Annotated in this window: 11 protein-coding genes; 8 read left to right on the forward strand and 3 right to left on the reverse strand. The window is 42.6% G+C overall.

Annotated features, from left to right (window positions below):
• Nucleotides 1-5 precede the first annotated feature (5 nt).
• Nucleotides 6-1,037: a Holliday junction branch migration DNA helicase RuvB gene (gene ruvB / locus COR50_RS07800; RefSeq protein ID WP_317044431.1), complete on the reverse strand. Its 1,032-nt coding sequence runs from the start codon at nucleotides 1,035-1,037 to the stop codon at nucleotides 6-8.
• 185 nt (nucleotides 1,038-1,222) lie between these two features.
• On the opposite strand from ruvB, the gene COR50_RS07805 reads away from it, so the two are divergent.
• The 6 genes from COR50_RS07805 (at nucleotide 1,223) to COR50_RS07830 (ending at nucleotide 10,130) form a co-directional block, all read left to right on the forward strand.
• Nucleotides 1,223-1,777 (forward strand): RNA polymerase sigma factor, encoded by a 555-nt coding sequence (locus tag COR50_RS07805; RefSeq protein ID WP_098193481.1) that lies wholly within the window; start codon nucleotides 1,223-1,225, stop codon nucleotides 1,775-1,777.
• A gap of 123 nt (nucleotides 1,778-1,900) precedes the next feature.
• Complete coding sequence (locus COR50_RS07810) at nucleotides 1,901-2,836, forward strand: FecR family protein (RefSeq protein ID WP_098193482.1); 936 nt, start codon at nucleotides 1,901-1,903, stop codon at nucleotides 2,834-2,836.
• A 36-nt stretch (nucleotides 2,837-2,872) separates the two neighbouring features.
• Entirely contained in the window at nucleotides 2,873-6,085 is a 3,213-nt protein-coding gene (locus COR50_RS07815; protein ID WP_098193483.1) for a SusC/RagA family TonB-linked outer membrane protein, read from the forward strand.
• A 19-nt stretch (nucleotides 6,086-6,104) separates the two neighbouring features.
• Complete coding sequence (locus COR50_RS07820) at nucleotides 6,105-7,697, forward strand: RagB/SusD family nutrient uptake outer membrane protein (RefSeq protein WP_098193484.1); 1,593 nt, start codon at nucleotides 6,105-6,107, stop codon at nucleotides 7,695-7,697.
• A gap of 55 nt (nucleotides 7,698-7,752) precedes the next feature.
• On the forward strand, nucleotides 7,753-8,733 hold the full coding sequence (locus tag COR50_RS07825; RefSeq protein ID WP_157760687.1) for a purple acid phosphatase family protein: 981 nt from the start codon (nucleotides 7,753-7,755) through the stop codon (nucleotides 8,731-8,733).
• Between the two features lie 89 nt (nucleotides 8,734-8,822).
• Complete coding sequence (locus COR50_RS07830) at nucleotides 8,823-10,130, forward strand: M28 family metallopeptidase (protein WP_098193486.1); 1,308 nt, start codon at nucleotides 8,823-8,825, stop codon at nucleotides 10,128-10,130.
• 176 nt (nucleotides 10,131-10,306) lie between these two features.
• Here COR50_RS07830 and COR50_RS07835 read toward each other — a convergent pair whose 3' ends face one another.
• The gene (locus COR50_RS07835) at nucleotides 10,307-11,164 is read right to left on the reverse strand and encodes an endonuclease/exonuclease/phosphatase family protein (protein WP_198405804.1); all 858 of its coding nucleotides are present in this window, start codon (nucleotides 11,162-11,164) and stop codon (nucleotides 10,307-10,309) included.
• A gap of 213 nt (nucleotides 11,165-11,377) precedes the next feature.
• On the reverse strand, nucleotides 11,378-14,143 hold the full coding sequence (leuS, locus tag COR50_RS07840) for a leucine--tRNA ligase (protein ID WP_098193487.1): 2,766 nt from the start codon (nucleotides 14,141-14,143) through the stop codon (nucleotides 11,378-11,380).
• A 206-nt stretch (nucleotides 14,144-14,349) separates the two neighbouring features.
• Between leuS and COR50_RS07845 the strand changes: the two genes are divergently transcribed.
• On the forward strand, nucleotides 14,350-15,222 hold the full coding sequence (locus COR50_RS07845; RefSeq protein WP_098193488.1) for a cell division protein FtsX: 873 nt from the start codon (nucleotides 14,350-14,352) through the stop codon (nucleotides 15,220-15,222).
• Nucleotides 15,223-15,269: 47 nt separating this feature from the next.
• Nucleotides 15,270-15,530, forward strand: coding sequence for a DUF3098 domain-containing protein (locus COR50_RS07850; RefSeq protein ID WP_098193489.1), 261 nt, complete (start codon nucleotides 15,270-15,272; stop codon nucleotides 15,528-15,530).
• Nucleotides 15,531-15,582: the final 52 nt, after the last annotated feature.

The following is a 15,582-nucleotide window of genomic DNA, read 5'->3' on the forward strand; positions in this document are numbered from 1 at the left end:
TTATCTTAAAACAGCAAGGTGCCACCTTGATACGGAGGCTTTTTGCCGAGGTGCATATAAGCCTTTTCTGTTACTTCCCTGCCGCGCGGTGTGCGTTTCATGAATCCTTCCTGGATTAAAAATGGTTCGTACACTTCTTCCAAGGTCCCGGGCTCTTCTCCCACTGCCGTTGCAATCGTGCTGATACCTACAGGACCACCTTTGAAGTTTTCAATGATGATCGTTAATATACGGTTATCCATTTCATCTAGCCCGTATTCATCCACATTCAATGCTTTCAAACTGAATTGGGCGATCTCCAAATCTATAACACCGTTTCCCATTACTTGTGCAAAGTCCCGGACACGGCGCAATAAGCCGTTGGCAATCCTCGGTGTTCCCCTGGAGCGGCGCGCAATTTCCATGGCCGCTTCCGAAGTTATTTTAGTGTTCAACAGGCCCGATGCTCTCCAAATGATTTTCTGCAAGGTATCTGCCGTATAATATTCTAACCTCGACTTGATCCCGAAGCGGGACAGTAAAGGGGCTGTTAATAAACCGGAACGTGTAGTAGCGCCTACCAAGGTAAACGGCGACAAGTTAATTTGAATAGACCGGGCATTCGGTCCGCTGTCGATCATGATATCGATGCGGTAATCCTCCATGGCGGAATACAAATATTCTTCCACTACTGTACTTAGGCGGTGGATCTCATCTATAAAAAGCACATCCTTCTCTCCGAGGTTCGTTAATAAACCTGCCAAATCTCCCGGTTTTTCAATAACCGGTCCGGATGTTTCCTTGATGTTCACACCTAATTCGTTGGCAACGATCCTGGATAGTGTTGTTTTACCCAAGCCCGGGGGGCCATGAAACAAGATATGATCAAGGGCTTCACCGCGCATCTTGGCTGCTTTGATAAAGATCTTAAGATTCTCAATAATTTGGTCTTGCCCGGAAAAATCAACGATCTCCTTTGGACGGATGCTATTTTCAAACTCCTTATCGGCAGCACTTAACCGCGTTTCATCGGGGCGGATATTTGGATTCGGCATCATGGAATAATAATAATATCTGGTGGTCTGTGCAAATTAGCTCTTTTTGCGCGTAAAATGTTCAGGGATTATTACGGATTGTGAGGATGAAACGGATTTTTTTTGCCAGGCTATGTTAAGACTTCGATATCTTTTGCTGTTGCTATTTTTTCAATTGGTTGTCTGCTATAAATTAGCTGGTATTCTTGATGGAGCAAGATATTGACATAATATACACGAATCATCTGAAAAAGGGCGATTTTAAAGTATTTGAAGCTATTTTCAATACTTATTGGGAGTCCCTATACCTGTATGCTGCTAAAATTTTGGATAGCGAAGAAAATGCACGCGATATCATTCAAGATTTGTTTGTTAGTCTTTGGGAAAGAAGGACACACCTGGATATTCAAACGAATATCAGGCAATATTTATTCAGTGCTACCAGGAAGCTCATCCTTAGAAAATTCCGGGATGATGGATTAAAGGAAAAACACCTGGAGAAGTTCATCCACTTTAGTGAATTACGCTCCGAGTTTTCTTTACTTAGAATTGAACAAAAAGATATTATTCAGCATTTTCAGAAAGATTTACAGCAACTGCCTGTTAAGGAAAGGCAGGTTTTTGAATGGTACCATTTCGATGAACTCAGTATCCGCGAAATTGCCCAGAAATCCGGGACTGCCGAGCAGACCGTCCGCAACCAGCTTAGCAATGCTTACCGTAAAGCAAAACCATTACTTCATAAGTTATTATTCTTCATTTAGCTAAAGGAGCTTTTAAAACTAATTTACCGCTTTTCTTCCCTTTTATATTACCATAATGTTAAGCCACGAAATCCGGTAGTTAAAAAATGCTCTTTGTGAAACTTTATAGCAAAACATCTCGAATTGGATCGACAGGAATTACTGGAGCAAATAGACAAATACTTATCGGGACAGTTATCTGCCGAGGAGGCGGATCAATTAGACCAGGTGCTGAATGAAATGGCTCGTGCTGGCCGATTTCCAGGTATTATGCCGAAAGGTAATAAGAAAGAATTGTTGAAGGCGCAATTGTTTTCTGAAATCAGGCAGAGGATTAAACCCGGGAGAAAACTTCAATGGATACGGTGGGCCGCGGCCGCGGCAATACTTGTATTTGTATCCCTGGGATTGGGGCTGTTATTCAAGAATGAGCCTGTTCATTTCATTAGCCTGAAAACTGGTACCGGGGAACGGAAGAAAATTACATTACCGGATCAAAGTGTGGTGTGGATGGGACCCGGAACCGAATTGTCGTATGCCGAGAAATTTTTGGATCACCGGAAAATTGTACTTAAAAACGGGGCCGCTTTTTTTGATGTGCAGTCATTGCCTGATCATCCATTCCAGGTGGATATTGATAGTTTAACCGTAGATGTATTGGGAACTTCATTCCAAATAACTGCATATGAAGAATACCAATATTGGGCAGTAGGTGTGAGCTCCGGTAAGGTCCAGGTAAGAAAATATGATCAAGTTCTCGGTATTGTTACGGCTGAAAATTTATTGAAAATTAATAAGGAAAAATACCAGGTAGTTAGTAAAAGCATATCAAATGTTGATATAGAATCATTGGTCAATAATAAGATCAATTTTGAAGATATGCCGCTAAATGATGCGCTCGTATTATTAGGAAAATATTATCCGGTCACGTTTAGTTCCCACGAAAGATCGGAAGTGCGTATTACGGGCTCATTGAGTGCCAATTTGAAGATAGGGCAAGTTATCCGCGTACTGCAAGAATTAGTACCGAAGGATATCAAGTTTACAAAATTGTCCGAAGGACAATACTTAGTTGAATAATGAACTAAACCTATACATAAACCTAACCGGCTTTTTATGATTGAAATTTTAAACAAGCCAAGTGCCCGTGCATTTGGTAAAGGGATTCTTATTGCCATGCTCTCGCTCAGCATTTGCGGGGAGGCATGGTCGCAGCAGCGAAGCAAGATGGTGAAAGAACTTCATATTGATGCAGGCTCTTTACCCGTTGCCTTGAAATCCTTGCAGATGGAAGCAGGGGTAGATATATTGTTTGAATCAACTGCCTTAAAGGGCATCCAGGTTGGAACGGTTGATATTAAAAACGCAAGTGTTGAATCAATCTTGCAAAAATTATTAGAAGGAAGTGGTTTCACTTACTCAGTGAATGAAGGCGTTTTCGTGATAAAGAAAGCTGCTCCCAAAGTAACTGTAAATGGCCATGTAACTGAGCATGGTTCTGGCACGGCCTTGCCCGGCGTGAATATAAAGGTGCTGGGAACAAGCACCGGTGCAGCCACCAACGCCGAAGGCAAGTTTAATTTGCTGGCGGATGCTGAAAATGATACACTATTGTTCAGCTACATTGGTTACCAATCACAAAAGATCGCTTTGCAAGGCAGGACAAATGTATCCGTCATCATGCAATCCAGCGCCAGTACACTAAATAGTGTCGTGGTAGTTGGTTACGGGCAAACGACAAAAAGTGAATTGACAGGTGCCATTTCACATTTAGATTCCAAGGATTTTAATTCAGGCGTATTTAGTTCTCCCGACCAACTATTGCAAGGGAAAGTCCCTGGCTTGAACATTACCAGGAGTGGCGACCCTAATGGCTCGCCCGCCGTGATTTTGAGAGGTCCCTCGACCTTCAGGGAAGGCGAGGCGCAACAACCATTTTACGTAATCGATGGTGTCCCCGGTGCATCTATACAGTTGGTAGCGCCCGCGGACATTGTTTCCGTGGATGTACTGAAAGATGCCGCTTCCACCGCCATTTACGGGGCGAGGGCGGCAAACGGTGTTATCATGATTACCACCAGGCATGCCAAGGAAGGACAAAGTTGGATTGCTTACAACGGTTATGGCGCCGCTGAGAAAATATCAAATAGTATTGATATGTTGACCGGCGATGAGCTACGTAAATTTCTTGCGGATAACGGCAACTCCCTAAATCCTAGCGATGAAGATGGCGCCAATACCGATTGGCAGGATGCGGTTACAAGAACCGGCTTTTCACATAACCACAACCTTTCCTTCGGCGGCGGAAACGGGAAAACCGTGTTTGACGGTAACTTGAACTACTTGCAGAACGAAGGTATTATGAAAGGTTCGGCCCTGGAAAGGATGAATATCAGGGCCAACCTGGAGCAGCGGGCATTCAACGATCGGCTGAAAGTGAGCCTTGCAATCAGCAATAGCATTAGCTCCCAGGATCGTATCCCGGATTTGGTATTTCTTAATATGCTGACTTACCTGCCAACCAGTAACATTAAGAATGCTGATGGTTCTTATAAAGAAGACTGGTCAAGGACAAGGAATTACCTCAACCCCGTTTCTTTGATTGTCAATAACAGCGATCGTGCCAAGACGAAGACATTATTAGGAAATATGCGTGCAGAGTTGAAGTTGGCCGAAGGCTTGACCTATAACCTGAACGTATCCTACCAGGATGAACAAATCAACCGTGATATATACCATGGCCGTGAATCGGGCATCGCGCAGGGATTGAATGGGGAGTCTATCCGTAGTTCGTTTACGAATACCCGGAAATTATTGGAAAATTATTTCAACTATAATTTACACCTGGGGCAAAATAACCTCAAATTCTTGTTGGGTTATTCTTGGCAGGAAGACCGGAAAGGCGATGGTTTCCAAACATCCAATCAGAACTTCGTTTCCGATGCTACAAAAGGGAATAACTTGGGCTTTGGTAGTCCTTTATCCGGCTACATTCCCAATTATGGTACTACGAGGATATCAACACTTCGGTTTATTTCTTTTTACGGAAGGGTGAATTATGCTTATAAAGATAAGTACTTACTGCAAGCTAGTTTGCGGCAAGATGGATCTTCCGCATTTGGTAAGAACAACCGTTGGGCCTTGTTCCCTGCATTTTCCGGGGCTTGGAAAATTAGCAGCGAGTCCTTTATGCAAGATATTAATTGGTTAAATGTGCTGAAATTAAGAGTTGGTTACGGTGTATCCGGTAACTCTTTAGGTTTTGATCCCCTAATTGCGATCCTGCGTTATGACCTATCCGGTAAGTTTTATTACAATGGGCAAATCCTGAGTAGTATTGCCCCGGTACAGAACGACAATCCTGATTTGAAATGGGAAAGTACCGGTATGTTTAATGTTGGCATTGACATGGCAGTGCTGAAGAATAAATTAAGTGTAAGCTTAGATTTTTATAGTAAACAAACTAATGATCTAATCTATTCTTACAACGTTCCCAGCACCAGCGTGGTACCAACAATGTTGGCAAATGTAGGAAAGATGAAGAATACCGGCTTCGAATTACAAGTGAATGCCACCCCGGTTAGTACCAGGGATTTTACATGGACTACCAGCGCAAATTTAGCTCATAACAAGAACGAGATCGTTTCGCTATCCAATGACATATTTAAGGTTGACTATATAGAAACTGCTGATCTTGGAGGGAGAGGACAGTCGGGTAATTATTCACAAAGGCTGTTAGAAGGTACGCCATTGGGCACATTTTACACAATGAAATACGGTGGAAAAGATAAAGATGGCTTGTCGCAATTCATCAAACCCGATGGCAGCTTTACCCGTGAATACAACAGTAGTTACCTTGTTCAAACCGGTAATGCGCAGCCTGATTTATTGTACGGTTGGAGTAATACATTTACTTATAAACAATTTGATGTTAACTTTTTTGTCAGGGGAGTATATGGAAACCAAATCCTGAATGCAACATTGGCCAACTTGAACGTGCCTTACGGATCCACGGCAACGAATTTACCAGTGTTCAGTTTAGGCGAATCAGCAAATGATGACCGTGCTTATCTTTTAAGTGACCGCTATATCGAGAACGGATCTTACTTGAGGTTAGATAACGCGACATTGGGATATACCGTACCGCTTAAAAGCACATATATCAAGAATATCCGATTGTATGCCTCTGTAAACAATGTATTTGTCATTACGAAATACCGCGGTATCGACCCGGAAATCAATATGGGCGGACTTACACCCGGTATTGATAACAACAATTTCTATCCTAAAACCCGTTCTTTCCTTTTGGGATTGAACGCATCATTCTAACGAGCTAAAAACACGAAGTATGAAGAAATTTTTAATTGCAGGTGCTTTGTCCGCTATTATTATGTGTTCGGCTTGTACCGATTTAGATGTTACCGTAGAATCAGAATATACGAACGAGAACTTTCCTACCACCGAGGAAGGGTTTATTGCAGCATCCGGTCCTATTTATTCACAATTGGCCACGAAATACGCGATCGATTATTGGCGCTTACAGGAATTGTCGACTGATGAAGCGATTATCCCTGCCCGCGACGGTAACTATGATGACGGGGGGCAATACCGTTTCCTACATTTACATACTTATACCAAGGATCACCCCACGGTTAGAAGTGTTTGGCAATGGGGTTTCGGTGGCATCAATGCATGTAACAGGATATATAAGCTATTTGAACAAGCCCCGGAGAGCGAAAGTAAGCCCAAAGCCCTGGCAGAGATAAGGGCAATGAGAGCATTGTATTATTTCTTTATGATGGACTTGTTTGCCAACATTCCATTGATGACGGATTTTAATGCAACCGTATTACCGGAACAAAAATCCCGGGCAGAAATTTTTGCATTCATCGAAACAGAATTGAAAGCAGCGCTGCCATTATTGAGTACGCAAACAGGGCAAATCACTTATTCCCGTCCCACGAAATGGTTCGCATTTGCCTTATTGCAGAAGTTGTACCTAAATGCGGAAGTTTATATCGGGCAGAACCGTTACCAGGAATCTGTTGCTATGGCCGATAGTATTTTAGTAGGCAACCGGTTTTCATTATCAGCCGACTATGTATCCATTTTTGCACCGGACAATGGGCCGCAAATATTGGAAACGATCTTTGCCATCCCATACGATGCCAACGTGATCCAAGGTTGTATGTTTGCCAGGTTCGGCTTACACACCGGTTTGCAAGAAAAGTACAGTTTGCCTTTCCGGCCGAGCATCGCGCTCAGCACCATCCAGTTGTTTTATGAGAAATTCAACCTGCCGAATGATGTGAGGAATAGCACCTGGTTAGCCGGTAAACAATATAACTTTGACGGTACACCGATCATGATCAAAACTACGAACAAGGGTTTAGACGATACGTATAACGGGCCTGATCCATCCGCGGAGATAGAATGGCAACTGGAGTTTACCCCTGCAATGCCATTGAAGAAAGTAGAAACAATGGATGTTGGGAACGATGAACTGGGTAAAGCGAGGGGAGTAAGATCGATCAAGTATTATCCAGATAAAAATACGCATCCGACAACGAGGAACTCCAACAACGATGTTCCGGTATTCAGGCTGGCCGATGTATTGTTAATGAAAGCCGAAGCGATATTGCGCGGCGCCAATGCTACATCTGTAAATGGTGAATTACAAACAGCAGATGTTCTCGTCAATAAAATCAGGAGCCGCGCCAAAACTGACCCGGTAAATAACATAGGCTTGAATGAATTGTTGGAAGAACGCGCCCGTGAAATGGCTTGGGAAGCATGGCGCAGGAACGATTTGATCCGTTTCGGAGCATACGAAGCAAGCTGGGGATTTAAAACCGATGCTGATCCCGACAAGAGAATTTATCCAATCCCTGCAACAGAAATCACATTGAACGGGAATTTGGATCAGAATGACGGGTATTAATTATTTGATTGCTGGTTGGGTTCAGGAGCTCAACCAGCATAGATTTTATCATAAAATGAAATATCTGTTAATCATCATCTTGGGATGCATATCAATAAACATAAAAGGGCAAACGCACGATTACCTCGCTGAATATGCGAAAGGCTATAGGGGTGGTTATATTAAAGGTCAACAAAGCCGGGATGGAGCTTTAGAATTTGTGGCTATCGGCGATTTTGGTAGGGGCGGAGAATATTTTCAAAAGGATGTAGCGGCCAACTTGGCGAAAGCAGTTACCGGCATCAATGCAAGCTTTATTATATCAACTGGCGATAATATTTATCCTGATGGGGTTGCTAGTGTAAATGATCCGCTTTGGAGGCTGTCATTTGAAGACGTTTTCTATCAATATCCGTTGCATAGGCCGTGGTACGCAGTTTTGGGTAATCATGATTATCATGGAAATGCCCAGGCGCAGGTTGATTATTCCGGTACTAGCCAAAGGTGGAACATGCCTGCCCGGTATTATGCGATCAAAAAAAGTATCAATGATTCAGCAAGAGCTCTTTTTGTTTTCATAGATACGAATACCTTGGATCCCGAATCATATGGCGCAACTTATGCTGAAGAATTAAGGGAACAAGACAGTACGAAACAACTACTCTGGTTGGATTCCATCTTGTCCAACCCCGGGGCAGATGTGCAATGGAAGATCGTGATAGGGCATCATCCCTGTTATACGGCGGGAAACAGGGCGTTGCGTAAGCCTTATATCCGGTATGCCCTGGAGAATATGTTAGAAAAATATAAGGTAGATATATACTTATCAGGGCATGAACATCATTTGCAATACTATCATCCTGGAGAGAAATTTACACATCATATCATTTCCGGGGCGGGTTCTGAAGCAAATGAATCGCTTAAGCCCAGATCGGAGGTCGACTTCTTTGCGCCCATCCAGGGATTCGTGACCTTCTCAATACTTCCGCGGAACATCTTGTTACAATTTATCAATAGGAAAGGAGAAATTATAAAGAATGTAAGTTGGTATAAATGAAGGGAAAGGTATTAATGGCAAGCCCTTTAGTCAAATTTTCTGTCTATTTAACAAGGCAATTTATTACATTAGCCTAAATGATTTACAGCATGAAAATTTCTTGGTTAAAGGGATTATTGCCTTTATTGTTGTTGGCATTAACCCAAATATCTTATTCTCAATCGAAGATCAAGGCTAGGGAGGTTAAAAGGATCATCCAAACATTGGCCGCGGATGATATGGAAGGAAGGAAAACTTTTGAACCCGGCATAGCCAAAGCATCTGAATTTCTGGAAACCGAGTTCAAAAAAGCTGGTTTACAGCCTTTGCCCGGCGCAACCGGTTATAGGCAGGAATTTCATATGGCAGTTTGGAAACCCGGCCCATTGGATGTAAAAGTAAATGGACAAGCCGTTGCAGCTGATAAGGTGATTATGTCTAGTTATTCTGAATCGGTTAATTGGACAGATGCATCACCAGTTAAAGTAATGGTATATGATGGTGAAAACTCACCGAGAGGCTTATTTACCGCGATGAACAGCGATAGTAATACGGTAATCTGGGTGGGTGATAAATATGCTGCTACTTTCAAACAATTGAAAGGTTACCTGGCTCATATGAGTGGTAAAATGGAAATGGAAACGAATCAACCGGTAGAAAAACCTTCTGCATTCATGATCTTGCAAAGTGGTGATGATGTTGAGAATTGGTCCATTAGCCTGCAACAAGAAAAAGAGCGGAAAGCCTTAAATAATGTAGTCGGGATTATTCCAGGTACGAGCAAAGCAAACGAGATGGTCGTGTTTTCCGGCCATTACGACCACCTCGGTATCGTGAAAAGTAAAGACTCCAAAGACAGTATTGCTAACGGGGCTGACGATGATGCCTCCGGTGTAACGGCAGTAGTTACTTTAGCTAATTATTATAAAAATACAAATCCGGCAAGAACCCTGGTATTTGTAGCATTCACCGCGGAGGAGATCGGCGGATTCGGCTCAAAATATTTTTCTATGCAATTAGATCCTGCTAAAGTAGTAGCGATGTTTAATATAGAAATGATTGGTAAAGAATCGAAGTTCGGTCGGAATAGCGCGTTTATAACAGGCTACGAACGTTCTGATTTCGGAAAGATATTGCAGGAAAATTTGAAAGGTTCCCAATTCGAATTTCACCCTGATCCTTACCCGGAACAGAATCTTTTCTATAGATCAGACAATGCAACTTTAGCAAAGTTGGGTGTTCCGGCGCACACTATTTCCACCACTCAAATTGATAAAGATAAATTGTATCATAGTGTAGGTGATGAAGTCAGCACATTAGACATTCAGAACATCACGGATATTATCAATGCCATTGCCACCAGTGCAAGATCAATTGTGGATGGTGTTGATACACCGGCAAGGATTGATCCGATGTAGGAAATTTTGCAGTGTAGGGATTTTTGCAGTGTAGGGCTTTTGCAGGGTAGGGCTCGCGAGCCCTACCCGCAGGATTATCCGCCCTACCCGCAGGATCAGCCAGATTATAGGAGATTTAAAAAAAGGGCAATTGGATTTTAAATCCAATTGCCCTTTTTAAATATTTCAACACCACATTATGGCAATAAAACCCTTGCAATCACCGAGAAATGATCTGATGCAAATCTCCCTTTCCATGTTTCGGAAATAGAAGCATGTTGCAATACTTTGATACCGTTTTTTACAAAGATGTAATCGATCGGTTGGTCATTCCTTTCATGCGATTTAAAGCCGTTGAATGTGCCCGTAGGACCATAGTGAGGAGTTTGGCTAATCTCTTTCGAATCTGTAAGATGTAAAGGGTTTTTAGTGTCAACTATCACTTGGATGGGTTCATCTGTAGGTTCTGCATTGAAATCCCCCGTAACGAGCGCGGGATATTTCCCGGCAATTTTGGCAACTTGTTCCAATAAGAATTTAGCCGATTCGCGGCGGGCAATTTTACCGATATGATCGAAGTGCGTATTAAAATGGTAGAATATTTTCTTCGTTTTTTTATCCTTGAATTTTCCCCAGCTCACGATACGGGTGATGGCAGCATCCCAACCTTTACTACCCGCTACTGTTGGCGTTTCGGATAACCAGAATGTGTTAGACTCTAGCAGTTCCAACCTTTTTGTATTATAAAACAAAGCGGAAAATTCTCCCTTCTGTTTACCATCTTCACGGCCTACGCCGAGATATTTATAACCGGGTAAACGATCTTGTAAATCGACCATCTGTTGCCACAGCGCTTCCTGCACACCGATAAGATCAGCTTGGTGATAAAGTATTTGGCTCGCAACTAAATCTTTCCTGTTGGGCCATGCATTGCTACTATCATGCGGGGTATTCATCCTAATGTTGAAAGTCATTACTTCTAAGGATGCATCCTGCGCTTGTGCGCCTAACATTGTCATCAGTAAAAAAGTCAATATGCTAAATGCTTTTCTCATAAACATCAAAAGTTTGAGGGTAAATATATACATTCAAGATGTCTTTTTCATTACCGCGCATCAATGTTTACGGATTCATTATACTTAGAATTGCTATGCTTAATGGTAGAATATTCAGGATAGGGTACATGTTGAATAGGAGATGCTAAATCTATCATATAAAAAACACCCGGTAAGATGCCGGGTGTTTTTCCAAAAGATTTATAGTAAAAATTATACTACTACATTAATCATCCTGCCTTTCACGTAAATGATCTTTTTAGGTTCTTTTCCATCTAACCATTTCTGAACAGTTTCATTTTCTAAAGCCAGCTTCTCAATCTCTGCTTGCGAAAGATCCAAAGGTAGCATCATGGTGGTACGGGTTTTACCGTTAATCGATACCGGGTATTCCTTAGAAGTTTCCACTACATATTTTTCTTCGAAAACAGGATACGGGGCATCGAGAATTGTACTATCATGACCGAGTTGATGCCACAATTCTTCGCAAACGTGCGGTGCGTATGGTGTCAGCAAAATAAGCAAAGGTTCTAAAATGGCTCTCTTATGGCATTTTAAATCTGTAAGCTCATTAACACAAACCATGAAGCTACTCACTGCCGTATTGAATGATAAACGTTCGCAATCATCATCAATCTTACGGATTGTTTTATGTAAAGTTTTCAATTCTTCGTTGGTAGGCGCTGCATCGGTCACTTGCCAACCTTTTTGCTCATCGGCAAATAATCTCCATAGCTTCTTCAAGAAACGGTGAACGCCTTCAATGCCTTTCGTTTCCCAAGGTTTACTTTGTTCTAAAGGACCCAGGAACATTTCATACATACGGAAGGTATCTGCACCGAATTTCTCTACCACGGTATCAGGATTTACAGTGTTGAAGAGCCTTTTACTCATCTTTTCGGTCAGCGATCCGCAGATGTATTTACCATCTTCCAAGATGAATTCTGCTGAGGCATATTCTTCTCTCCAAGCCTTGAAAGCTTCGATATCGAGTTCTAATCCATCCACAATATTAACATCCACATACAGTTCCGTAGTGTCATAGCCGGATTTTAAACCCTGCGACACGAACGTATTGGTATTTTTCACCCTGTAAACTAGCCTGGAGCTTCCGCCGATCATTCCCTGGTTTACTAATTTCTTATACGGCTCGTCGAAACCGATCAAATCTACATCATATAAGAACTTCGTCCACATGCGGGAATAAAGCAAGTGACCTACGGCGTGTTCCGTTCCACCGATGTACAAATCAACCTGTCCCCAATAATCAGAAGCTTTTCTATTACAGAAAACCTCATTGTTGTGCGGGTCCATATAACGGAGGAAGTACCAGCTACTGCCGGCGTAGCCCGGCATTGTATTCGTTTCACGGATCTCGCCTTCAGCAAGGTTGACCCATTCTTTTACATTCGACAATGGGCCTTCCCCGTCTTGTCCCGGTTTATAATTTTCAACGTGGGGCAGTTCTACCGGGAGCTGATCTTCCGGTAAAGGATATGCAAGCCCGTTTTTATAGTAGATAGGGAAAGGCTCACCCCAATACCTTTGGCGGCTGAACCCGGCATCCCTCATTTTATAATTTACCTGGCGTTTGCCGATGCCCATTTTTTCTATCTCATCATTAATGGCATCCATGGCTTCTTTCATAGGCATGCCCGTGTAAGCACCGCTGTTTGAAAGCACCGCGTTCTTGGTAGGATTGGCCTCTTCACCGTTAAACGCATCGCCAATGATGTTCGTGATCGGAATATTAAAATGGCGGGCAAAATTAAAATCGCGTTGGTCGCCGCAAGGCACGGCCATCACGGCGCCAGTTCCATAGCCTGCCAGCACGTATTCAGATATCCAGATAGGAATTTTATTGTTATTAAAAGGGTTGATAGCATAAGCCCCGGTAAAGGCGCCGGTAATTTGTTTTACCTCTGCTAAACGCTCTCTCTCGGATCGGCTGGCCACGTATTCTTGATATTTATTTACATCGGCCTGCTGCTCTGCTGTCGTCAAAGCGGCTACCAGCTCATGTTCGGGAGCTAGTACCATGAAATCCACCCCGAAAATGGTGTCGGGTCTGGTAGTATAAACCGTGATTTCTTGGGCCCTGTTTTCAACTTTAAAAGTAACTTCCGCTCCTTGGCTCCTACCGATCCAGTTGCGTTGCATATCCTTCATGGCATCGCTGAAATCGATAGTATCTAGCCCTGTCAGCAACCTGTCGGCATATTCGGTGATCCGGAGGAACCATTGGCGCATCTTTTTCTTGACAACCGGGTAGCCACCCCTTTCACTGACGCCGTTAACTACCTCGTCATTGGCCAGGACCGTTCCCAGTTCTGCACACCAGTTCACTTCTGCATGGGCCAGGTAAGCCAGGCGGTAATGCATCAGCACATCCCTTTGCTGCACTTCGTCCATAGCTGACCATTCTGCTGCGGTAAAGCCCAGTTTACGATCGCCGGGACAAACATGGCTTCGGTTGCCTTCTTTTTCGAATATTTGAATTAATTCGCTGATGGGCATCGCTTTTTGTTCAAGGCGGTTAAACCAGGAATTGAAGAGCTGCAAGAAAATCCATTGTGTCCATTTGTAGAATGATGGGTCGCTGGTGCGGAATTCGCGGCTCCAGTCGAAGCAAAATCCTATATTATCAAGTTGATTACGGAAAGATTTGATGTTGATATCGGTAGTAACAGCCGGGTGTTGGCCTGTTTCCAGGGCGTATTGCTCGGCAGGTAAACCGAAAGCGTCGAAGCCCATGGGGTGCAATACATTAAAACCTTTTAACCTTTTAAAACGGGCGTAAATGTCGGACGCAATATACCCCAAGGGATGCCCAACATGCAGCCCGGCCCCTGAAGGGTAGGGAAACATGTCTAATACGTAGCACTTGGGTTTATCGCTGTTGTTATTGACCTTGTAAACCTCTGTTGATTGCCAATGAGCTTGCCATTTTTTCTCAATCGCTCTGAAATTGTATTCCATATATTATTTGTTTCTTCCACCAGGGAAGTTTACCTGACGCTAAATCTGAATAATTTAGCAAAAATCGTATAAAATTTTCACCTTCCCATAGGTAGTATGTAAGTACCTGGATATGTATGAAATAAAAATGTTAAAATATCGTTTGGGAAGGCAAAAGTAAACATAACTACTTATTTTTATTATTTTCGCCCATAAACTAGCGATTAATGGCTCAACCCGGAAAATCATCAGCAAAAAGATCGAAACCTACATATATTTACTCCATCTTGGGAACCGCCCTGGTGCTATTCCTTTTAGGCATCTTGGGGCTGATCGTGATCCATGCAAAACAATTGAGCGATTATTTCAAGGAAAGCGTGGAGTTGCAGGTTATCCTGAGAGATACGGCGGAAGAAAATGACGCCCTTGCCTTGCGGGATTCAATAGCTGCGGCACCCTTTGCCAAATCAGCGGAATATGTGAGTAAAGCACAAGCTGCTGAAACGATGAAGAAGGAGATGAATGAAGATTTTGAATCATTATTGGGTTATAATCCGCTATATGCTAGTATTGTTCTGATTCCGAAGGCGCAATATGTAGAGCAGGATAGCTTGAAAGTGATCGAAGAAACTTTACAACGGTATAGCAATGTGCGGGAAGTGTACTACCAACGGACCGTTGTTAATTCTGTCATCGATAATATGAAACGCATCGGCTTGGTGATCTTGGTTTTAAGTGCATTAATGGCCGTGGTAGTAATAGTATTGATTGATAATACGATAAAGCTGGCCATGTTCTCCAACCGTTTCCTGATCAAGAACATGCAAATGGTTGGGGCAACGAGATGGTTTATCGTGAAACCTTTTGACATCAGGAGTTTGATAAATGGGGCTATCAGCGGAATATTAGCTATCTTAGGTTTAATTGTTTTAATGTATTTTGCAGACAAGCAATTACCCGGGTTAGCAAACCTCAGAAGTTATTTCCTGATAGGCTTGCTTTTTGTCGGGGTCGTGTTGATCGGGATGGGGATTTCACTTTTCAGCGCCCACCGCGCCGTAATGAAATACCTGAAGATGAAATTAGACGATTTGTATTAAAATATTGATTTATATAATAGTATAAATAAATTTTTATAGCATATTTTATGGCTAAAGAAGTAAAACAAGTATCGGAAGAAAGTGGTGGATTATTTCACAAGGACAATTACGTATTAGTGATTATAGGGGTAGTCATCATTATTATCGGGTTTTTATTAATGATGGGAGGCGAAAGTCCTGATCCTAACCATTTCAGTATGGATGATGTGTATAGCGCCCGCAGGATCACCTGGGCGCCGCTGACGATTTTAATTGGCCTGGGAATCGAAGCCTACGCCATTATGCGTAAGCCTAAAAACAAGGCATAGTATATAATCCTTTATGATAAAATATTTTTAGAAAAGCGATGCCATCACATCG

This window comes from Chitinophaga caeni, assembly GCF_002557795.1.
Classification (GTDB): domain Bacteria; phylum Bacteroidota; class Bacteroidia; order Chitinophagales; family Chitinophagaceae; genus Chitinophaga; species Chitinophaga caeni.

Coding starts and splice junctions, on each gene's coding strand:
- ruvB (WP_317044431.1), bottom strand. CDS start 1,037: ATGATGCCGAATCCAAATATCCGCCCCGATGAAACGCGGTTAAGTGCT.
- COR50_RS07805 (WP_098193481.1), top strand. CDS start 1,223: ATGGAGCAAGATATTGACATAATATACACGAATCATCTGAAAAAGGGC.
- COR50_RS07815 (WP_098193483.1), top strand. CDS start 2,873: ATGATTGAAATTTTAAACAAGCCAAGTGCCCGTGCATTTGGTAAAGGG.
- COR50_RS07820 (WP_098193484.1), top strand. CDS start 6,105: ATGAAGAAATTTTTAATTGCAGGTGCTTTGTCCGCTATTATTATGTGT.
- COR50_RS07825 (WP_157760687.1), top strand. CDS start 7,753: ATGAAATATCTGTTAATCATCATCTTGGGATGCATATCAATAAACATA.
- COR50_RS07830 (WP_098193486.1), top strand. CDS start 8,823: ATGAAAATTTCTTGGTTAAAGGGATTATTGCCTTTATTGTTGTTGGCA.
- COR50_RS07835 (WP_198405804.1), bottom strand. CDS start 11,164: ATGAGAAAAGCATTTAGCATATTGACTTTTTTACTGATGACAATGTTA.
- leuS (WP_098193487.1), bottom strand. CDS start 14,143: ATGGAATACAATTTCAGAGCGATTGAGAAAAAATGGCAAGCTCATTGG.
- COR50_RS07845 (WP_098193488.1), top strand. CDS start 14,350: ATGGCTCAACCCGGAAAATCATCAGCAAAAAGATCGAAACCTACATAT.
- COR50_RS07850 (WP_098193489.1), top strand. CDS start 15,270: ATGGCTAAAGAAGTAAAACAAGTATCGGAAGAAAGTGGTGGATTATTT.